The 20,787-nt window shown below is 35.7% G+C and carries 18 protein-coding genes; 10 read left to right on the forward strand and 8 right to left on the reverse strand.

What is annotated here, in order from left to right:
• Positions 1 to 110: 110 nt before the first annotated feature.
• The 5 genes from Bccel_RS23430 to Bccel_RS23450 form a co-directional block, all read right to left on the reverse strand.
• A complete protein-coding gene (locus Bccel_RS23430) occupies positions 111 to 803 on the reverse strand; it encodes a response regulator transcription factor (RefSeq protein ID WP_036935314.1) in 693 nt (230 codons plus the stop codon).
• Positions 778 to 2,262 carry a sensor histidine kinase gene (locus Bccel_RS23435; protein ID WP_036935311.1) on the reverse strand — a complete coding sequence of 495 codons (1,485 nt, stop codon included), beginning with the start codon at positions 2,260 to 2,262 and terminating at the stop codon, positions 778 to 780. Before Bccel_RS23435 ends, Bccel_RS23430 begins: the two co-directional genes overlap by 26 nt.
• A gap of 66 nt (positions 2,263 to 2,328) precedes the next feature.
• Positions 2,329 to 3,078, reverse strand: coding sequence for an ABC transporter permease subunit (locus tag Bccel_RS23440; protein ID WP_036935308.1), 750 nt, complete (start codon positions 3,076 to 3,078; stop codon positions 2,329 to 2,331).
• A gap of 14 nt (positions 3,079 to 3,092) precedes the next feature.
• Positions 3,093 to 3,833: an ABC transporter ATP-binding protein gene (locus Bccel_RS23445; RefSeq protein WP_036935305.1), complete on the reverse strand. Its 741-nt coding sequence runs from the start codon at positions 3,831 to 3,833 to the stop codon at positions 3,093 to 3,095.
• Between the two features lie 104 nt (positions 3,834 to 3,937).
• Entirely contained in the window at positions 3,938 to 4,852 is a 915-nt protein-coding gene (locus Bccel_RS23450; RefSeq protein WP_036935302.1) for a hypothetical protein, read from the reverse strand.
• A gap of 212 nt (positions 4,853 to 5,064) precedes the next feature.
• Between Bccel_RS23450 and Bccel_RS23455 the strand changes: the two genes are divergently transcribed.
• The 7 genes from Bccel_RS23455 to Bccel_RS23485 all read left to right on the forward strand — a co-directional run bounded on the left by Bccel_RS23455 (position 5,065) and on the right by Bccel_RS23485 (position 13,396).
• Complete coding sequence (locus tag Bccel_RS23455) at positions 5,065 to 5,982, forward strand: PadR family transcriptional regulator (RefSeq protein WP_036935300.1); 918 nt, start codon at positions 5,065 to 5,067, stop codon at positions 5,980 to 5,982.
• A gap of 175 nt (positions 5,983 to 6,157) precedes the next feature.
• Complete coding sequence (locus Bccel_RS23460; RefSeq protein ID WP_036935297.1) at positions 6,158 to 7,468, forward strand: S1C family serine protease; 1,311 nt, start codon at positions 6,158 to 6,160, stop codon at positions 7,466 to 7,468.
• A 180-nt stretch (positions 7,469 to 7,648) separates the two neighbouring features.
• Positions 7,649 to 8,344, forward strand: coding sequence for a response regulator transcription factor (locus Bccel_RS23465; RefSeq protein ID WP_036935294.1), 696 nt, complete (start codon positions 7,649 to 7,651; stop codon positions 8,342 to 8,344).
• Positions 8,335 to 9,750 (forward strand): sensor histidine kinase, encoded by a 1,416-nt coding sequence (locus Bccel_RS23470; RefSeq protein WP_050753772.1) that lies wholly within the window; start codon positions 8,335 to 8,337, stop codon positions 9,748 to 9,750. Before Bccel_RS23465 ends, Bccel_RS23470 begins: the two co-directional genes overlap by 10 nt.
• A 115-nt stretch (positions 9,751 to 9,865) precedes the next feature.
• On the forward strand, positions 9,866 to 10,471 hold the full coding sequence (locus Bccel_RS23475) for a hypothetical protein (RefSeq protein ID WP_036935291.1): 606 nt from the start codon (positions 9,866 to 9,868) through the stop codon (positions 10,469 to 10,471).
• Between the two features lie 220 nt (positions 10,472 to 10,691).
• Entirely contained in the window at positions 10,692 to 11,456 is a 765-nt protein-coding gene (locus Bccel_RS23480) for a DUF6873 family GME fold protein (protein ID WP_036935289.1), read from the forward strand.
• 341 nt (positions 11,457 to 11,797) lie between these two features.
• Positions 11,798 to 13,396: a bifunctional diguanylate cyclase/phosphohydrolase gene (locus Bccel_RS23485; protein WP_036935286.1), complete on the forward strand. Its 1,599-nt coding sequence runs from the start codon at positions 11,798 to 11,800 to the stop codon at positions 13,394 to 13,396.
• A 12-nt stretch (positions 13,397 to 13,408) separates the two neighbouring features.
• Here the strand turns inward: Bccel_RS23485 and Bccel_RS23490 are convergent, their stop codons facing one another.
• Complete coding sequence (locus Bccel_RS23490; RefSeq protein ID WP_050753773.1) at positions 13,409 to 13,909, reverse strand: hypothetical protein; 501 nt, start codon at positions 13,907 to 13,909, stop codon at positions 13,409 to 13,411.
• A 70-nt stretch (positions 13,910 to 13,979) separates the two neighbouring features.
• On the reverse strand, positions 13,980 to 14,771 hold the full coding sequence (locus Bccel_RS23495; protein ID WP_050753774.1) for a DUF1287 domain-containing protein: 792 nt from the start codon (positions 14,769 to 14,771) through the stop codon (positions 13,980 to 13,982).
• 131 nt (positions 14,772 to 14,902) lie between these two features.
• Between Bccel_RS23495 and Bccel_RS23500 the strand changes: the two genes are divergently transcribed.
• Positions 14,903 to 17,524, forward strand: coding sequence for an RCC1 domain-containing protein (locus tag Bccel_RS23500; protein WP_050753775.1), 2,622 nt, complete (start codon positions 14,903 to 14,905; stop codon positions 17,522 to 17,524).
• An 88-nt stretch (positions 17,525 to 17,612) separates the two neighbouring features.
• Here the strand turns inward: Bccel_RS23500 and Bccel_RS23505 are convergent, their stop codons facing one another.
• Positions 17,613 to 18,650 carry a hypothetical protein gene (locus Bccel_RS23505; RefSeq protein ID WP_036935283.1) on the reverse strand — a complete coding sequence of 346 codons (1,038 nt, stop codon included), beginning with the start codon at positions 18,648 to 18,650 and terminating at the stop codon, positions 17,613 to 17,615.
• A 373-nt stretch (positions 18,651 to 19,023) separates the two neighbouring features.
• Between Bccel_RS23505 and Bccel_RS23510 the strand changes: the two genes are divergently transcribed.
• Together Bccel_RS23510 and Bccel_RS23515 are read left to right on the forward strand one after the other, a co-directional pair.
• A complete protein-coding gene (locus Bccel_RS23510) occupies positions 19,024 to 19,881 on the forward strand; it encodes a hypothetical protein (RefSeq protein ID WP_036935281.1) in 858 nt (285 codons plus the stop codon).
• Positions 19,882 to 20,018: 137 nt separating this feature from the next.
• A complete protein-coding gene (locus Bccel_RS23515) occupies positions 20,019 to 20,774 on the forward strand; it encodes a DUF1287 domain-containing protein (RefSeq protein ID WP_050753776.1) in 756 nt (251 codons plus the stop codon).
• The last annotated feature ends 13 nt before the right edge of the window (positions 20,775 to 20,787 follow it).

Here is a 20,787-nt window from a genome sequence, read left to right on the forward strand (position 1 = left end):
TGCAACAAAATTTCATTGTAATTTTGCAGCTGCAAAACAAACTTCAGAAAATAATTCATTGTAGTCGGCAGTTGTTTATATAAACCGCATCCCTTAACGGGGATGCGGCATTATACCTTAAATCGATATCCTATGCCCCAGATAGTTTCAATATACTGGGGTTTTGAGGTATCCATCTCAATCTTCTCCCTGACCTTCTTTATATGAACTGTAACTGTAGAGATATCTCCGCAAGCATCCATACCCCAAATTTTATCAAAAAGCTCATCCCTGGAAAAAACCCTGTTGGGGTTTTCTGCGAGGAATAAAAGCAAGTCAAACTCCTTGCCGGTAAAAACAAGTTCGTTGTTCTCAAGCCATACCCTGCGGGAGTCCTTTTCTATAACAAGATTTCTTATATTAATAGTAGTGCTTTTATTTTCTTTACTGCCTACAAGCCTTTCATAGCGTGCAATATGAGCTTTCACCCTTGCAACAAGTTCACTGGGGCTGAAAGGCTTTGTTATATAGTCATCTGCCCCCAGTCCCAGCCCTCTTATTTTGTCTATGTCTTCTTTTCTTGCTGAAACCATAAGTACAGGAATATTCTTAACCTCTCTGATTTTACGGCATATTTCAAAACCATCGATATTGGGAAGCATTAGATCCAGTATGATTAAATCAAATTCTTCGTTCTTTGCCCTGGCAAGTCCCCCATCACCAGTCTTTTCAATAAGCACTTCATAACCGTCAATAGTTAGATAATCTCTTTGAAGCTCGGCTATGGTCACCTCATCCTCAATTATCAGAATCCTTTTTTTCATTGCCCTCACCTATCTTTTCCAATTCAAAATATATGCCGGTACCCTTGCCAAATTCGCTCTCAGCCCAGATTTTTCCGCCATGCTCTTCTATTATCTGGCTTGCTATTGCAAGCCCAAGGCCGCTTCCGCCTTTTGATGTATTTCTTGATGGATCTGCCCTGTAGAATCTATTAAAAATATTTGGAAGGTACTCTTCTTTAATACCTTCTCCATTGTCCTGTATTCCTATTAAAACTTTATTACCCTTATCCTGAACATCTATATTTATATGACCTTCTTCTTTATCCATGTATTTTATAGAATTTTCAAATATATTTGCGATAACCCGTTTAAGTTTTTCCACATCAGCCTTTACCATTGTATTATCATCTAAATCGTAGCTGCTTGCAATACTTATTCCCAACTTTTCCAACTCAATTTGATATTCATCCATCATGTCCTCAATAAAAATTTTTAAGTTGGCCTTGGAAAAATTAAAGGGTATCTTTTTTAGTGCCTGGTTTGAGTAAAATGTGAGATCATTAATAAGCCTATCCATATCAACTGCCTTTTTATAGACAATATCCAGGTATTTATCATTTTTCTCAGGTGTATCGGCAATACCATCACGCAAGCCCTCTACATGGCCTTTGATGGAGGTTATGGGCGTTTTGAGATCATGGGTGATACTGGCTATAAATTCATTTCGCTCTTCATCGTACCTTAATTGCTGCTCAAGGGCGTCTTTGAGCCTTTGTCTCATTTCTTCAAATGCACGACAAACTGCTCCAACTTCATCTTTAGATTTCTCTGAAATTTCAAAAGAAAGGTTTCCGTCCTTTATCTGTTCTACACCATATTTTAGCTTCCTAAGTGGTTTTACTATGCTTTGTGATACAATAAACGTCAGAACTCCATTAGTAAATAATACAATCAATAAAAAGTATTTCATAAAATCCGACATGAAACTTGAAACAAATTTTCTTATAGGGCTTATATCAAAGAATATATAAAGGGTACACTGCTCACCGGTGGATAATTTGAAATCATGGTTGAAATATTGTATGTTATCATGATCTTTGGCGTGTTTTTCCTTATAGCTTTTATCTTCGGAACGGCTTTCTGTACTAATCTTATTTTGAAATTTAAGACGGTCGATCTTTTCCGAGAGATAGTATATGTTATTGTTGACCACAAAGCCTATACCTGAATTTAACGATTTCAGTTTATCATCAACACTTTTAAGGTAAGCCAGATCTTTCAGTTTATCAGGATTGTTTAATGTATCGTTGGATATGGTTATAAACTCCTTAAATATTTCCTGTGCCACCTTGTCAAACTGGTCCCCTGTTTTATGGTGCTCAAATCCAGTCTTGTCAAAGTTAACACCAATCAAAATAACGGCCAGTATCAGTGATGAAATAAGTGGAATCATTATCATTAATATATTTGACAACAGTAGCTTTATCTTTATAGACATTTATAAAAATCCTCCCCGATACATTAGGAATGACTCAAATATAGCATTTAAGTCATTCTTTATCTTCTATATGTCCTTTTGCTCAAAAAGGTAGGTTCCGGCAAACATAAATATTATACCATAAGCAAGTATATATAAAAATTCATTTATAACAAGTGTAAGGTCAACCCCGCTGTAAAAATTCTGATACCATGTCATGTAAGTTGTCGGTAAAAAAGATACTGCCTGAGGGACAAAAACCGCTACTACCGACATGAGAACTGAAGCAAGTATCATTATCACAACCGTTAAACTGCCGCTCCTTGTAAATTGCGCTGCAAATGCTGTTATTATCGCAACAAGCATCAGCGGTACTACTGCAAAAATATATGACATCAAGTTGTCAGGCAGTCTGGATATTATATCGTTAAAATTACCTCCAAAAAAACTTGCAATTAGGGATGCAACAAAAGTAGCCATTAATAGAGCCAGTATGCTGATTGCAATTGCCAGCATTTTTGAAATATATATTTTAATCCTTGAAATGGGTCTTACCATTGACATTACAATTGAATTGTCGGCCAGTTCACCCGAAAACAAGTCACTTGTCAATAAAAGTACAAATAACGGCAGAAGTATTGATGACATTAAATTTAATATAGTCACTGGAAGAGTTGAATTTTTAAAAAGTGAAACTCCAAAGTTACTGCCTGTGACCATATTAATAATGGATGCTGTTATTGCTACAAGCATTGAAATGGAAAATAAAAATATAATCTTCTTTCTTTTAACAATTTTGTAGGTTTCGTTCGTAGTTCCAGCCATAATTGTGTTCATTCAAATCAGCCTCCTTATATCGAGTCAATGGATTTTTTATTTGCACCATTAACCCTATCGATAAAATAATCTTCCAGTGAAACACCTATGTCCTTTACGTCTTGTACTATGCATGTATCCACAATACTTCCATCTTTAATTATGAGGATCTTGTCACATAACATCTCTATCTCGTGAATCAGGTGACTCGAAATAAGGAAGCTTATCATAAATTCCTTTGATAGTTCTGAAATAATTCGTCTTAGTTCCTTTGAACCCTCTATGTCAAGACCGTTTGCTGGTTCGTCAAGTATTACCAGTTTGGGATTTTGATATATGGCCATAGCAATTGCAAGCCTTTGCTTCATACCCAGGGAAAAGTTTCTCACCTTATCTTTCCTATACTTTTCAAGCCCTGTGATCTGGAGTACAACATCAATCCTTTCGGGGTCAATATCATTATAAAACCTTGATATAAGCTTCAGGTTGTCATAGCAGCTCATATTGCCTATTACTGAAGGTGTCTCTATAAGACAGCCTACACCCCTTATGGCTTTTTCAAAATTTTCCGAAAGATCATGTCCGCAAATTCTTACTGTCCCCTTATCAATCCTCACAAGACCTGTTATGGACTTCATTATTGTAGTTTTGCCCGATCCGTTGGGTCCAAGCAATCCAACCACTTCCCCAGGATATATGTCAAAATTGATATTACCAATCCCTCTGCCATTTCTATATTTCTTATGAAGATCTTTCACTTCCAATATTTTTTCCATAATAATATTCACCCCGTATTATATGTTTTACTCCAGGTATTTGGCAGTAGGTGATGCTTTAGATTACTGCCAAATACATAAATCCGTCATTATAGTAAAATCATTTATCTTTTATGACAATCAAATTCATCACTGGAAATTTCCTTAACTGTTTTACCTTCCAAACTAACTGTATCCACTTTGGTTGAGCCAACTTCAGAAACAGTCATACTTAACTTCATCTCCTGCTCATGAACTATGTTGGCCTCATCTTTTCCGCTAACACCAAACTCAACATCCAGCCCTTTAATGGTGTTGTCTTTGTCTACAGTTATTTTTACATCTACCTTTTCAGCCTTGATATCATTTGCAAGTTCCGGCATTGTGCAATCATCAGTATTTACACCAAAAATTTCATGTATTTTATCCTGCTTGTCAGCTTCATGTGATTTATCTTCTTTTACTGCCAATAATAAGTTTACAAGGGAAGGTATTTCATCTTTATCAAGGTCAATTCCAATCTGTTTTTCTCCATTATCCATTTCTTTTAGTGTAACCTGCTTCTTAAGGTCCCCAACCAGAGTATCCATTATCTTTTCTCCTATGGCTTCCAGCTGCGGATTTTCATGTACATTATTATGTCGGCGACTTTGGTGTCTTTTTCCCTCATACTCATCGTTGCATTCAAGCTTATTGTAAACATTTGATGCAGTATCTTTAAAAACAACCTGATTCTTACTTCCATACAATGTATAGCTCTTATTCACCTTATCCGAATTGATTGCTATTGTTCCGCTGTATAGGTGCTCCTCTTCATCTGCTTTAAACGTTGAGCTGATCTTTACCATATCCTTGCTATTATCACTAACTGAGCCCGAAACAGTAAATGTGGCATTTTCTATGTTCCGTGAATTCCTAAATGCAGCCTTTAGCGTATCATAACCGCTAGGACCATCAGCTATGCTCATAAATGTTGATGTAATGAGCAGAGAGCCTCCAACAACCAATCCAATTCCTGTTCTAACTAATTTTTTATTCATTTTTTGTCCTCCTCGCTAATTTAATTTTTATTTACTACATTTTTATATTAACAACCGAAAATTAAATGGCTATAAAAGAAAAATTAAAAGAAAATTAAAAAGTATTAAAAAAGTATTAACTTAGCAACCAATAAAACATTACTTTCAGTTGACAACATTCCTAACATATGTTACTATTAACATAGTCAATATAATAAAAACGAGGTGTTACTATGTCAATTAAGTATGCAATACTGGGGTTACTAAGCTGGAAGCCATTTAGTGGATATGATATGAAGAAAGTGTTTGAAGAGTCTTCAACCATGTACTGGTCGGGCAACAACAACCAAATATATAAGTCACTGGTTCAGCTGACTGAGGAAGGTCTTGTAACAAATGAAGTTCAGCATCAGGAAAATTCCCCTTCAAAAAAGCTTTATTTCATAACCGAAGATGGGTTGGCAGAATTGAAAGAATGGGTTCTATCTTCTCCAGAATTACCGGAATTGAAGAATACTTTCCTAATACAATTGTCATGGGCCTATCAATTGGATGATGGTGAGTTGAAAAAAATTATTGCAAATTATGAGAACAGTGTAAAAATGCAGCTTGTGCTTCAACAGGAAAAAATACGCCGCGGAATAAATTCACCAAATAGAAACCATCGTGAAACCCTTTTATGGGACATGATTAATGAAAATACACTATCATTTTACAGAAATGAAATTGCATGGATTCAAAATTTGCATAAAGAACTTTTCGGCAAAGAAAAAGGTGGGGAGGGAAGTAACATGGAATGGAAATGTGTTGTTAATAGTGACAAAAAATATGTTGAATGCATCAGTGCAGCAAATCCTTTAGGCAGCGAACAGGATGCTCTAGATATAATTGCTTTATGCGGTGATAACGATACTAACCTGCTTATGCTTCATGAAAGGGCACTCTCAGAAGACTTCTTCAAGCTTAAAACAAAAATTGCAGGTGCCATGCTGCAAAAATTCGCTAACTACCGTATGAAGGTTGCTCTTGTTATTTCTAAGGATATAATAGGTAAGAGTAAATTTAAGGAGATGGCATCTGAAGCGAACAGAGGAAGCCAATTCAGAGTTTTTAACACTAAGGAAGATGCTGAAGTATGGCTTGTTGGTTAGAAGAATAATATTCTCCTCTGCTGTTTATTTTTTTACAAACAGTTCATAATTGTGTAAAAAATCTATTCTATAATAAAATTATCAACAATGACGATAACTATATTAAAGGTGTTGCAAAAGCTCACTTTATAAACATTGAAAATAATAGAATAAACACAGGAGAGGAGAATATATTATGACTTATAATGATAACAATAATAATAATGAACTTTATAAAAATCCTACATACCATACTGCTGATAATACTTACTTTAATGAGAATATCTCTAAACCTAAATCAAAAAAGCCCGGACTTTTATCACAAATGATTATAGTGTCCGTAGTATCCTCAATAATTAGCGGTGCGTTAGTAGGATCATATTTTCAACTTATTTCCCCTGCTGTAAATTCAGCAAATAAACAGGAACAAACCAGTACTCAAAGTATTCAAAGCTATGATTCTTCATCAAAAGCTAAAATGATACTGGCTGCGGAATCCTCCGATTCTTCTATAACAGATATAGCAGAAAAAGTAAGTCCCTCAATTGTCGGAATTAGGGTAACAGTTCCTTCAACCAGAAAAAACAACATTTTCGGTAATTACTTTTTCAATGGTCAGGAACAGTCACAAACGCCAAAAGCCGGTGAAGGTTCAGGTATAATTATTAAAAACGACGGCTATATAATGACTAATGATCATGTAATTGCTGATGCTATTAACAGCAAGACAGGAAAGCTTATTGATGGTGCAAAGATTGAAGTATACCTGTCAAGTAAAAACGACGTACCTTATACTGCTCAAGTTGTAGGACGTGACTCATTGACAGACCTGGCAGTAATTAAAATAGATGCAAAAAATCTTCCTGCTGCAAAGCTAGGCAATTCAGATAATATTAAAGTTGGAGAACTTGCAATAGCTATAGGTAACCCTGGTGGTCTTGAGTATATGGGATCGGTTACTGTAGGTGTAATTAGCGGTATTAACAGAAAAGTTGAAGGTACGGAAACCACAGGATTTAAGCTTATTCAAACTGATGCAGCAATCAACCCTGGAAACAGCGGCGGTGCATTGGTTAATTCCAGAGGTGAAATAATTGGTATTAACAGTGTCAAAATTGTTGCACAGGGATTTGAAAGTCTTGGCTTTGCAATACCTGTAAATAAAGCCATGGAAATAGTAAACAGCCTAATTCAATACAAATATGTTAAAGGAAGAATCCAGTTGGGAATTACAGGCGATATTAATTATACCGAAGAAATAGCTAAACAATATGATATGCCTGCAGGTGTATATGTTTCAGACGTGCAAATGTTCAGCAGTGCATATAAAGCCGGTATAAGAAAAGGAGATATAATAACTAAGTTTGATGGCGTTTCGGTTAAATCAGTGAATGATATAAACGACATAAAGTTAAAGCATAAAGTAGGCGATGTTGTTTCTGTAGAAATCTATCGTGATAACGAAACCCTTACACTTAAAGTTACATTAGCTGAAAGTAAAAATTAGTGAATATTATATATACATCTTAAGAACAAATTGTAAAATTACCCTGACTTTATTGACGTCAGGGTAATTTTTAATTAATTATAGATTAAATTTCTGTATACAGCAGTTTCATCCCTTACCCATTTATTATCTTGATAATATATTTTATAATATCTTTATCAGACCTAAGGAGTTTGTATAATGAATAACAAATTAATTTATGTAGTTGATGACGAACAAAACATACGGGATCTCATATGTGCCTACCTAAAAAAAGAATCCTTTGAAACCCGGTCATTTCAGGATGGAGAAAGTGCATTGGAGGCATTTAAATCCGGTGCTTCCGATATGCTGATTATTGACATAATGATGCCTGGAATGGATGGTTATTCTTTATGCCGAAAGATCAGGGAGACCAGTGATGTCCCTATTATAATGGTTTCAGCAAGAGATGAGGAAATTGATCGAATCCTGGGTCTTGAACTTGGCAGCGATGACTACATTTCCAAACCTTTCAGCCCCAGGGAGCTTGTTGCAAGAGTCAAAACTGTTTTCAGAAGATTTAAACCGGACCAGGCCACTGCCACTGAACAATCACCCAATAAAATAATATGTGCAGACCTTGTAATTTTTCCTGATGAAAGAAAGATTTTGACAGGACAGTCAGAAATAGAGCTTACAAATAAAGAGTATGAATTGCTTACTTTTATGGTAATGAATAAAAACAAGGCTTTTACACGGGAACAATTGATCAGCAGTATATGGGGATACGACTATATAGGAGACAATAGAGCTATAGATGACCTTGTAAAAAAAGTGAGAAAGAAACTTTCTTCTAAAGGATCAAACCTTGAGATAACCACTGTTTGGGGATATGGGTATAAGATATGCGGATAGATAAACTTAGGACTAATAGATCAATAACTAAAAAAATCATTTTTTCATATATTTTGATTATCCTATTTGCTTTATTAATAGTTGGGCTTTTATTCAGCTTTCTTGCCAGGTTTTATACTGAAAGGCAGGCAAAAAACCAGTTAATCAGAGATGCTACATCAATTTACAATGTCATAGCAACTGAACAGTTTAGCGGCAAAATCCTTTCTGATTCCAAAGTAAGACAGGCTATCCGTCAAAATATTTTACCGGAGCTTAGGAATCTGGAAAGTAATTTTACTCTTATTTCAAGAGACTATAAAATAATTTATCCAAGAGATGAAGAAGCTGAGATATTTAAAAATCTGGTACTTCCCAAGATTCAATACAAGCTTAATCCAAAAACTAAAAAGACTATAGTTATGAAACTTAAAATCAACAATACCGAAAACTTTTTAGCCATTCTACCATCCAATTCAAATGCTCCCATTGGTCTTCGGGGTTGGTTTGTGCTGTATAGCCCGGTAGGCCCGGTACAAAAGCTTATTCGAAGCCTTTTGTTTGTTCTTGCCGTATCTCTTGTAATTACTGCTATAATTGCAGTTCTTGCAGGTGTCCTGGTTGCCGGTGCAATTGCAAAACCCATAATTAAACTCAAAGCAAGGGCAGAGGCTATTTCCAAACGGAAATTTGATGGAGTTGTTGAAATACACACCAGAGATGAGCTGGAAGACTTGGCTGTTGCAATAGAAAAAATGGCTGTTGAACTTAAGGAATATGATTTGACACAAAAAAGGTTTTTCCAGAATGCATCCCATGAACTAAAAACCCCCCTTATGTCAATACAGGGCTATGCTGAGGGAATAAAGGACGGTGTATTTGAAAATAATGAGGAGGCACTGGAAGTAATAGCACAGGAAAGCAGCCGGCTTAAAGGAGTGGTTGAAGAACTTATATTTCTTTCAAAACTTGAATCTCAAGATGGATTATATGTATTTTCAGAGACTCCCATAAATAAAGTTATTGAAAAAAGCATTGAAAAACTAACTGGAATTGCTATTAAAGAAAATATAAAAATCAGTCTAACCTCCTGCGATAATGTTTATCTAAATATAGATAGCGATAAAATAATCCAAGCCTTAATCAATGTTATCGGTAACTGCTTAAGATATGCCAAAAGTGAAATAAAAATAATTTGCCAAAATCGTCCTGATTGGCTTGAAATTAAGATCAATGATGATGGGAATGGATTTGATGAAAGCGAAATATCCAAATTATTCGAAAGGTTTTACAAGGGAAAGAAAGGCAAGTCCGGTCTTGGCCTTGCTATAACCAGGATTATTTTAGAAAAACATGGAGGATCAATAAATGCTTCAAATGCTTCCAACGGTGGGGCAGAATTTACAATAAAGCTTCCTAGGGAATAACCGAAATTTCTTTTAAATTTACACAAAATCTCCACAATTAATACATCATTAGTATAAAATTGGCTCCTATAATGAAAATATCGGTTAACCGAAAAAAATAAAAGGAGACGATTTCATGAAGAAATTTATTGGTTTTTTGGCAACAATGTCTATGACAGTAGCCTTGTCGGCAGTATTATCTGTAACATCCTTTGCGACAGACACACAACAGGTAATGGATACTAACTTTGCAAAGGATGTTACATTAGATTCAGCAATGGCCGCAACAGCGGTTGTTGAGGACAGCATATCAAAAGTTGATTTAAAAAGTTTTAAAAACAAATTTTCAGCAAAACTTACAGAGCTCAATCAATTAAGAGGAGAATGCAAAGACCTGTGGTCACAAATAAAAACCTCAAACCAAGATATAAAAAACCAGTGGAAAGATTTTAAAGCTTCTTTATCAACCAAGGATAAGGAAGAGAAAAAGACGGTTCTCGATGATCTAAAAGCAAAAATCGAACCGGTTAGAGCTAAGGCTAAAACCATACATTCAGAAATTAAAACTCTTCGTGAACAAAAAGCTGCTGAGTGGGTTAATTTCAGAGCAGCATTAAAATCAATGGATGAGGCCAAGGCATCAACTGCACTGAATAATATAATCAGCCTTAAAAAACAGGTTATTGAAAAGCAAAAGTCACTTCTTGGTTTAAAGCAGGAAATAACCAACATAATAGACTAAGTTTATTCCAAACCTTTAAAAATGGGTTTTCTGGTACCGAACTGTAAAATTTTATGGTTCGGTACCATGTATATTAACACCCCTAGAACCAATAAAGTACCTGTTCACCAGTTAATATAATTTACCACTTTGAACATTCCGTGTATTTATATATAATATCTTTATGAACTATATGAAAAGTTGTCATAAGTATTATTATTGATGTCAAAGGGGTAACCGTATGAACCACATTAAGCTTCCAAACCTTCCAGAAGGAAAAGTAAAAGGTATCCTGATTGATGGAAGGATAAGCAAAAAAATCACAGATAGCCTTATGAAAATGGAAATAACGCCTTTAAAGACAGAATGTCTTTCAGAAATGTATGAGGCTGTATCATGCCACACTGATATAATGCTTCATCATATAGGCGGTAACAGGATTGTACACGCACCAGGTATTAACAGCAATCTTCTAGATAGGTTAACAAGCCTTGGTTTCCAGATGATAAAGGGCGAAACCGTTCTATCCACTAAGTACCCTGCAAATATCGCATATAATGCAGCAAGGGTAGGCAATTATATAATTCATAATCTCAAATATACCGATAAAATTCTAAAGAAGGAACTGGAAAATGAGGGTGTGGAGTTCATAGATGTTAAGCAGGGATATTCCAAGTGTTCTGTATGTGTGGTTGACAAAAATGCAATAATAACTTCCGATAAGGGCATTGGAGAAGCTGCCTCGAAAAAAGGAATTGATGTTTTACTTATTGAGCCTGATGAGAATATTGTTTTGCCAGGCCTCAACATGGGATTCATTGGAGGATGTACCGGTAAAATAGCTAGGGACAAGATGGTTGTTTCAGGAGATCTCACCAAGCTTAAATCCTTTGTGGATATTGTAAAGTTTGCCAATAGCCATGGCGTAAAAGTGGTAAGTCTTTCAGATGAAAAGCCCATTGATGTAGGTTCCATAATTCCTGTGTTGGAAAGTTCTGTTATGTAAAAACATTCTTGATTGTTTTCGTGAGAAATTGTGGTCTCTGTAGTGCATTTTGTGACTATATTTCAATCATGCCTTAAAAAGAGACCATAATTTCCTTCACTTAATGAAAATAGTACTACTCATTGCTATAAATATGTCATCTCCCATATTTACAAATCTCAAATCCCATTTATTTCCTCACCACATTTCAAAATATCTTTCACTACCATATCATTTTATTGATAACAAATAGATGAAAATTTAATTTTACATTCTAAGAAAATATGCGTATAATGGAAATGGCCATAAATGTAATATTATGGTGAATAGCTTGTTAATGCTATAGTTTCCAGGGGGAAGAAATGACGCAAATTTCCAATAATATATTAACCAGACTATCTAGTTTTTATAAAAAATATATGAGTGAAATTATTTATATATCAATACTTGTTGTAACCTCTATTTTAACATTACTTGAAGTTAAAAAGATTTCTCTTGTTTTCCTTCAAATTTTATTTATTGCCATCATGATATTCGCTAAAATTATTACTAAAAAAAAGAGTTCAAGAAGAATCCTAAGCCTTTTTGCTTTTTCATTATATGCATGTATTGCTCATATGTATGGACTGGATTATTCCTTCGACTTATCAATAAACAAATGGAGCTTTCTAACTGCTGCATTTATAATACTTGATGAGGGGTATCTTATTTCCATCCTGGTAGGATTTTATCCTGCAGCAAGATTATTAATGATGCTTTTCCACCCAAACCCAAGCATTATTAATGTGGGCAAAATTATTGGAGTAGCGAATGGGCAAATTTCTTTCACAATTACAGCCGTAATAACTTACCACTTATTTCGCAAGCTCCTTGGCCAGCGTAATCTATATCTTAACTTAAGCAATACCGATCCCTTGACAGGCCTTGCCAACCTTTCCCATACTATTGATAGTGCAAAGAAAATGCTGCGTGAAGGTAACATTTCCCTTCTATTAACTGATATGGACAGATTCAAGCAAATAAACGACACTTACGGGCATATGGCCGGTAATAAAGTATTGATAGATGTTTCACAGTTTATTTTAAAAGAAACTGAAGGTTTAGATAGAATTGTGGGAAGGCTTGGAGGAGATGAGTTTATTATTGTTGTAAAAAATGATGGTAGTAAAAAGATTCTGGATCTTGGAGAAAAGCTTATGAATTCTCTAAAAAATAAATACTTTTCAATTGATCCTGATATTGATCCAATTACTCTTTCTTTTTCTGTTGGGCAGGCAAATTCTACAGATGCAGATATAGATATAGAAAAACTTATGCACAAAGCAGATGTTAATATGTTTTATAATAAATACAAGAATCACAGGTCAAATATGTTAGTTGATAAACATAAGCCCTCACTTTCAAAGGAGGGTTCCGAGCTTTTAAATGTGCTGGCGGAGAAGGATATGTATACATATATACATAGTGCATATACTGCTCAATACGCTGCTGCCCTGGGCAAGGAATTAGGTTTTTCCAATGACAAGGTTGAAATATTATTCACAGCAGGATGGCTTCACGACGTAGGTAAAGTGTTAATTTCCAATGACATTATAAGAAAAAGCAGTTCTCTGACGGATGATGAATATGGCTTAATTAAAAAGCATGTGAGTTATGGTATCAATATTTTGCATGATTTAAGTCTGCCTGAAGAAGTTATGACATGTATCAAATATCACCATGAACATTGGGATGGATCAGGGTATCCAAAAAAATTGAGCCAAAAAAATATCCCTCCAGAAGCAAGGGTACTTCAAATTGCTGATTCATATTCGGCTATGATTATAAAAAGGGTTTATAGAAACGTTCTAACACCTGAAGAAGCCCTGGAGGAAATCAAGAAAAATAGCGGAAAGCAATTTGATCCGGAGTATGTTAATGCTTTTGAAAGTCTTGTACGTGGCATAAGCAAAGCTGTATAGATCCGGCATAGTCTACACAACTTCTACAGCAGGCACCTCAAGTAGTTTTGCCAATCTGCCTTCATACCTAAATACCATATCTTCTTCCTGTACGTCTTCCCCTGCGAAAGCCCTTAATACAAAAGGCATCAATAATGCATCAATGCACTTGAAGTCATATCCGACTTTATTTACAAAACGCCTAATATATCCATCTGAATTCGGTATAACTCTTAACAAAAATACCTCCTGCCTTAAGTTGATGCCTTCTTTTTCTTTAGCATCCAATACAGCCTGCACTTTTTCCGAAGCCAATTTTCTTTCTTCTTCCGACACCATACAAGAGAGATCCAATACAATCTCATCATTTGAGAAAAAGACTACAGATTCTTTAGGTACAAACTTAAGAAGCTCAGTCAACACTCCATCCATAAGAAACTTCTCATATGTCACCTGCCTCTTGGGATTAAGATTGCCAAATACCACCTGTCGAATATACTTGCTGGATTTAAAGTATTCATATTCAGTAAACATTCCAATGAATTCATTATATGTAGATTTACAGCCTACAATAGCAGGATCATAATGTTTAAGTGCTGCTTCCTTACTGCTTCGGAAACCTGAAATGCCCTGTTATTCCTGGCATCATGGTTACCAACGTATCAATTTCCATTGTATATGGTCCGCCATTATGTATTAAATAAGGTATTCCGTCAGGCCTTCTTTTATTTGACACAATGGCTATATGATTGGGATTTTTAAATGTTACAATATCGCCGCCCTGCCATTCTCTAAGGTTATCTATATCATAGGGCTTCAGTTTTGTAGTAAGATTTTTTGAATACTTCTTGAAAAAAACAAAGAGATTGCTTACCCGTCTAAAGTCTATATTTGGATCAGACTTTCTCTTACTACTAAAATAGTCCCTCCTATGGGCTTTTATATCTTTATCAATCATTTGCTTCAGATTATATCCTGCGTTTTTCAAAGCCCTCCATATTACATCGGTACAAACCCCTTCATTATAAGGCGGATACCCCCCAACATAATATTTGCTCCTATAAACAGGCTTATTTTTTGCATCCTTTTTAGCACCTTGAATAATATCATCCAGATCATTTATTCCATCTCTATCCTTATCACTTTTGCACAGTATCTTGGGAATTTTAATTGGTATCGATGTATTGGCAATTAAATGAACAGCAATAATTGACGAAGTATTTGGTGGAACAGCAATTGATGAAAAAGCAATATTTAAAGTATTATCTGCAGCCAATAATGTTTTGCTGCTATTAAATTCAACTTGATTTGCACTGATCATCTCACGGGAAATACTATTTATATTAACTAAGAGAAAAATAAAGATTATTAACAAGGTAAAGATGGCTTTATTCATTATTAACACCTCGCTATTCCATTCAAGCATTTATTTATATCAACATAATATTTATTTTTACTGATGACAATTCATGCTTTGAATTATATAATTATAATAACAATAATTTACATTGCAGGGAGGGTTATTCTATGAAAGATAGGATTTTAATGGTTTTCCTGCTTTTTTCTTTATCAGTCACATTTCTATTTCCTCTAGAATCTTCAGCTGTTGCCAACACCAAGGATGTATGGTTAAAGGTTGAATCAAGCAATAATCACAGTTTGGCTATCAGGTCGGATGGAAGCCTTTGGGCATGGGGCGACAATACTTCAGGACAACTTGGTGATGGCACAAAATCACTAAAAAGCAGCCCTGTTAAAATCATGGATAATGTCTCTTCGGCCGCAGCAGGTTATAACTACAGCTTTGCGATCAAAACAGATGGAACTCTATGGGCTTGGGGTAACAATTCTTATGGACAGCTTGGTGATGGAACAACAATAGATAAAATAACTCCTTCTAAAATAATGAATAATGTCTCTTTCATTTCAGCTGGTTACGACCACAGTATGGCTATAAAGACAGATGGAAGTCTTTGGGCTTGGGGCAACAATGCTTATGGACAGCTTGGTGATAGGTCAACAGCATATAAAATCGAACCTGTATGGATTATGGATGATGTGTCTTCAATCTCTGCAGGTAATAGTTTTAGTTTAGCTGTTAAGACAGACGGCAGTATGTGGGCTTGGGGCAATAATGAGTATGGTCAACTCTGTGATGGGACAATAACAGATAAAAAAAGGCCGGTTAAAATCATGGACAATGTACTGTCAGTTTGTACCGGCTGCAATCACAGTCTATTCATAAAAACTGACGGAAGTCTCTGGGCATGTGGGTGGAATTATGACGGTCAACTTGGTGACAGGACAACAGAAGATAGAACAACTCCCGTCAAAATTATGGATGATGTAAGATCAGTGGCTGGAGGCTTTGTCCACAGTGCGGCTATCAAGCAGGATGGAAGTCTGTGGGCTTGGGGTGATAATTCCAGCGGGCAGCTTGGTGATGGAACAAGAAAAAATAGAACGCGGCCTGTCAAAATTATGGATAATGCATATTCAGTCACTGCAGGTTATGCTCACAGTCTGGCCGTCAAATCAGATGGTTGCCTTTTTACCTGGGGTGATAATTCCGAGGCACAGCTTGGCAATGGTACGGTATCATGCAAGTTCACTCCAACCAAGATAATGGATAAAGCATATTCTGCTGCTGCAGGCAGTATGCACAGTCTAGCAATCAAGTGGGACGGAAGTTTGTGGGCTTGGGGTGATAATTCCAGCAAGCAGCTTGGTGACGGTTCTGAATCAAGTCAAACAATGCCTGTAAAGGTTATGGACGATACATCTTTTGTAACTGCCGGCAAAAACCACAGTCTAGCTATCAAGACGGACGGAAGTCTATGGGCTTGGGGTGATAATAACAACTATCAGCTTGGCGATGGAACATTAATAGATAAACCAACACCTGTAATGATTATGAATAATGTTTCATCAGCCATTGCAGGAGATAGCCACAGTTTGGCTGTCAAGCAGGATGGAACTCTGTGGTCATGGGGTTCTGGGTCTCAAGGTAAGCTTGGCAATGGAACAATGTCATATGAAAAAGAACCGGTTAAAATCATGAGCCATGTATCTTCAGCAGCAGCAGGCTATATTCACAGCCTAGCAGTAAGAGAAGACGGCAGTTTGTGGGCTTGGGGTGACAACTCCAGCGGGCAGCTTGGTGATGGATCTTCAATAGATAAAGCAATGCCTGTCAGGATCATGGATGATGTAACATCAGTCTCTGCAGGTTATGATCATACTCTGGCTATAAAGTCAGATGGCAGTCTGTGGGCTTGGGGCGATAACTCCAGCGGACAGCTGTGTGACGGAACAACAATACAAAAATTGACCCCATCCAAGGTCATGGATAATGTATCTTCAGCCTTTGCAGGTTATGGTTACAGCTTATTTATCAAAACAGACAGAAGCCTCTGGGCTTGTGGGTGCAATCTCGACGGACAGATTGGTGATGGAACAAAAAAAGATAAAACAATACCTGTCAAAATAATGGATAATGTATCATCAGTTGTTGCAAACAGAAGTCACAGTATAGCCATAAAAACTGATGGAAGTCTCTGGACATGGGGCAGTAATACAGAGGGTCAGCTTGGTGACGGAACTGCATGGAAAGAAACACCTTCTTCAATTAATTTTGAAGCAACTTATTCACACATTGCTACCCCCTATAAGGAGGCCCCTACCACTTACTCAATAACCGGTTTTATATCCCCTGAATTTAATATTTTTCACAATGGATCGCCATCAAAAGAAAACTTCACAGTTGAAATTCCAGGAACTAATCTGAGTGCTGTTACCAGCCTTGATGGCTATTTCAAAATATCCAATGTCCCTGCTAATCCCAACGGTTATAAAATCAGAATCAGCAGACCTGGATTTTTATGCAGAGATATAAAAAATGTAAAAGTTGAAAATTCGGATGTAAATATATCATCCGTTAACTCACCGGTTATACTCTGGGGCGGTGATGTTAACGGTGATAATTCAATAAACATGGCTGACATTGTAAATATAGTAAAAGAGTTTAATACTACTTTAACAAGTACAATATTCAAGCATGACTATGATTTTAATAAAGATAACACCATAAATACATATGATGTTGTAATTATGGCAAGACACTTTAATCAAACTACTGAAGATTATTAAGGCATGAATGAAAATATCTATAATACCGTAATAAAGATAACGGACTGTTAATTTTTACAGTTCGTTATCTTTACTATCATAAAGTTTATTAAATAGCCAGGTCTATGTGTTGGACTGTGCCTACACTATTATCCTCTTTAACAAATATTCCTGTTTTTTTGATCTGGCCGTTGGAGGTACCTGCAGAATTTTTCAAGTCATATTGTGTAGAGATGTTGCCCAGGTATATAGCCCCAACTCCTTTTTCACCCAGAGCAAAAAGCACATCATTCCCATTATCATCCTTCGTCCAGATTCTAAGTTTATCAAATATGGGATCATTCTCATCAATCCAGCCGTTGTTATCTTCATCATACTTTGAAAGGTCCTTAAAACCATCACCGCTCTTAGTGCCAAATAGCTCACTGCCATTATTTATAGTTCCGTCATTATTTATATCAAGAGCTAAAAAACCGCTTCCCTTAGTCAAAAATGAAATTTGATCAGATTTGCCATCAGAATCAATATCAAAACTGAACTTACGGTCTGTCAAATTAGGTGAAGAGCCAGCATAGTTTATAACTAGAGGATCAACCATTCGTGCACCTGAACTTACCTTAATGCTTCTGCTTTGTGAAAATTCTCTGCTCATGGATAGTGAGACTTGAAAGTTTATTTCTTTTCCGTCTGAAGTTTTTATCGTTCCACTGGACTTAAACTCCATTTTTTCCTGCTCTGAATAAGTTTCATTGAGCCTATACTCCATTCCCAAATCTGGGCTTCTCTGGATAGAAATATTAGGCACAGGATGAGTATTTTCTTTGTAATCCGGTATTTTAAATTTGATCCTTTTACCTGTAAGTATTTCAAGCATTTTCTCTACCAGTTGAATTTTTTGCTTGTCTTTTTCGCTTAAGACAGAAGACAAATCATCATCCACATTCATCTTCCCATTAGTTCCATTTATAGAAGCTTCCGTGCCTTCTTTGGATATTTGAACAGTAATTCCCGATAAATCCTTTATTAAATTTTGAGGATTTGAAGTATTTTTAGCACTACTTGAAGTGTTTAAGGTTTCTTCTTTTGTATATGACTGTACAACAGTATGTGTACTGGACATGGAAATACTTGAATTTCCAATTTTCATAATAAACCGCCTCCTTGCAACCTTGGCATTGTCGTAAGAAATCATAGTGTATACACTAGAATCTCATAGACAAAAATAAAACTCCAGGCAAGCTCAAATCCCTGATCTCGCCACGTTAATAAACTTATTCCGTTAAGTTATCATTGGTAAAAGAATTCTCGAAAATAGAATGTATAAAGAATTCCTGCAACAAAGTAATTTAAGATATGCTTTGAGTTGTTAATCACCTTTCATATGGTATATCGGTATAATATGGATAAAACTTTAGATACAGTTCCCATAAATCAATTGAAAATTGTAATATATTAGTGAAAATGATAGAATTGACGTATAGACACTGAACTAAAGTAGCATATGGACAGGAGGTATATTAGTGAATACAATACTTAACAAAAAAATCTTATATGCGTTAGCAGCAGTTGCTTTAATAGTTACTGCCTGTGTAATCTTATTTAAAAGCTCCCCTATATCACCTGCCTCAGGTAATATAAACAATAAGGCTATGGATTACTACCGCTCATTATTAGAGAGCAAACATTTAACATTTGATGAAGAGCCAGTGAAGAGGCTTGAGAATTTAAGTCCTGATAGCAGATGGAAACTTGAAAAGGAATTTGATATTAACAATGTCATAAAGGATAAAAAAATAAGGTTAGAGATATATAATAATACCATATCCGATAATTTACCTACGGGCTCAAAGGAAGCTACTCCTTCTGTAATAGAAATTGAAAACATGGCTGAGCTTAATGGTTTTATTGTGGATGGAAAAGAGACCTTTGATATAGGTCTTTTGGGTTTTACAGATGTACACAGTATAAGCGTCTCAGAAAGAGATATAAATTATGATGGTACAAATGAAATAGTAATAACTTCAGGCTTGTTTCATCCCAGGAGCAAAATTATTGGATTTAACCGAGAAACACAGAAGTGGGAAATATGGTTACAAACCGGAAATATAGACTATGTGGACTTTGAAAATAACGGGGTGAAAACACTTACAACAGTTGGAACAGGGTCAATTGCACCTTTAGTCAATATCCATATATGGAATAAAAACCACTTCGACACAATACATGTAGACCAAATGCTAGGGTATGAGCGAATGCAGCTTTTAAAAAAGGATAACAAAGTTTATTTCTGTCCTGATATGATATCTTCCAAAGAAGAAAGAAAAGCTTTTGAGCTAAAGGATGGCATGATTAAGGAAGCTCAAGACTACAAATTATAAATCAATCCAGTTATCACCTGCTACTTTAAAATTTACAAATTCGTTACACCATGTTTAATACTATGTTATACAAGCATATTATAATGTTGCTATGATTCATGAGAATCCTTATTTCTCTAGTTGTTATGGAGGTAATTATGAGAATAGCAACATTATTTGTACTGAGTATAATATCCTTTTCATTTGTTGTCCAAGGATGTAATCAATATAATAGTTTTTCACCGGAAATTAGCCCTATAAAATCCGGCCAAATAGTGTCAGAATCAGAAGTTACACCCAGACCGTCTGTTACTAATTTGCCTTACTCTTCCACACCTACTCCGCTTAACATTCCTAAGGTAGAATGCTCTAATGATAAAGATGATGATGGTATAAACGATTTGGCTGACATAGTCGAAGGTGCAAAGAAAGATGCCGAAAATAAGCCTGTCTATAGAAGTGAATACTATAGTGGAGGTTATCCGCCTGATAGTGAGGGAGTATGCACCGATGTAATATGGCGGGCCTTTAGGAATGCAGGCTATGAATTAAAGGATATGGTTGATAAGGATATAAAATCTAATAAAAAGCAGTATCCTGCTGTTGAAGGGAAGCCCGATCCCAATATTGATTTCAGGAGGGTGCGGAATCTAAAGGTATTTTTTAGCAAATATGCAAAAAAGCTTACTACAGAAATTAAACCCAATGACATTCAGAGCTTGCAGGAATGGCAGGGTGGAGATATAGTTACTTTTTCCAGTCCTGAACACATTGCAATAGTTTCGGATAAGAGAAATTCCCATGGAATTCCCTATCTGATTCATAATGCAGGGCCTTACACAATGGAAGTAGATAACCTAATGACTTGGATATCGGGAATTTCAGGACATTTCAGGTTTCCAAATGTTAGGTAGGCAACGACTAAAA

It is taken from the genome of Pseudobacteroides cellulosolvens ATCC 35603 = DSM 2933 (assembly GCF_001262605.1).
In the GTDB taxonomy this organism is placed as follows: Bacteria; Bacillota; Clostridia; order Acetivibrionales; family DSM-2933; genus Pseudobacteroides; species Pseudobacteroides cellulosolvens.

Excerpts from the sequence above, each read along its gene's own strand:
- Bccel_RS23505 (WP_036935283.1), bottom strand. The coding sequence starts at position 18,650 with ATGAAAATTGGAAATTCAAGTATTTCCATGTCCAGTACACATACTGTT.
- Bccel_RS23495 (WP_050753774.1), bottom strand. The coding sequence starts at position 14,771 with ATGAATAAAGCCATCTTTACCTTGTTAATAATCTTTATTTTTCTCTTA.
- Bccel_RS23460 (WP_036935297.1), top strand. The coding sequence starts at position 6,158 with ATGACTTATAATGATAACAATAATAATAATGAACTTTATAAAAATCCT.
- Bccel_RS23435 (WP_036935311.1), bottom strand. The coding sequence starts at position 2,262 with ATGTCTATAAAGATAAAGCTACTGTTGTCAAATATATTAATGATAATG.
- Bccel_RS23500 (WP_050753775.1), top strand. The coding sequence starts at position 14,903 with ATGAAAGATAGGATTTTAATGGTTTTCCTGCTTTTTTCTTTATCAGTC.
- Bccel_RS23480 (WP_036935289.1), top strand. The coding sequence starts at position 10,692 with ATGAACCACATTAAGCTTCCAAACCTTCCAGAAGGAAAAGTAAAAGGT.
- Bccel_RS23490 (WP_050753773.1), bottom strand. The coding sequence starts at position 13,909 with ATGTTTACTGAATATGAATACTTTAAATCCAGCAAGTATATTCGACAG.
- Bccel_RS23470 (WP_050753772.1), top strand. The coding sequence starts at position 8,335 with ATGCGGATAGATAAACTTAGGACTAATAGATCAATAACTAAAAAAATC.
- Bccel_RS23465 (WP_036935294.1), top strand. The coding sequence starts at position 7,649 with ATGAATAACAAATTAATTTATGTAGTTGATGACGAACAAAACATACGG.
- Bccel_RS23515 (WP_050753776.1), top strand. The coding sequence starts at position 20,019 with ATGAGAATAGCAACATTATTTGTACTGAGTATAATATCCTTTTCATTT.
- Bccel_RS23455 (WP_036935300.1), top strand. The coding sequence starts at position 5,065 with ATGTCAATTAAGTATGCAATACTGGGGTTACTAAGCTGGAAGCCATTT.
- Bccel_RS23450 (WP_036935302.1), bottom strand. The coding sequence starts at position 4,852 with ATGAATAAAAAATTAGTTAGAACAGGAATTGGATTGGTTGTTGGAGGC.
- Bccel_RS23430 (WP_036935314.1), bottom strand. The coding sequence starts at position 803 with ATGAAAAAAAGGATTCTGATAATTGAGGATGAGGTGACCATAGCCGAG.
- Bccel_RS23475 (WP_036935291.1), top strand. The coding sequence starts at position 9,866 with ATGAAGAAATTTATTGGTTTTTTGGCAACAATGTCTATGACAGTAGCC.
- Bccel_RS23440 (WP_036935308.1), bottom strand. The coding sequence starts at position 3,078 with ATGAACACAATTATGGCTGGAACTACGAACGAAACCTACAAAATTGTT.
- Bccel_RS23445 (WP_036935305.1), bottom strand. The coding sequence starts at position 3,833 with ATGGAAAAAATATTGGAAGTGAAAGATCTTCATAAGAAATATAGAAAT.
- Bccel_RS23485 (WP_036935286.1), top strand. The coding sequence starts at position 11,798 with ATGACGCAAATTTCCAATAATATATTAACCAGACTATCTAGTTTTTAT.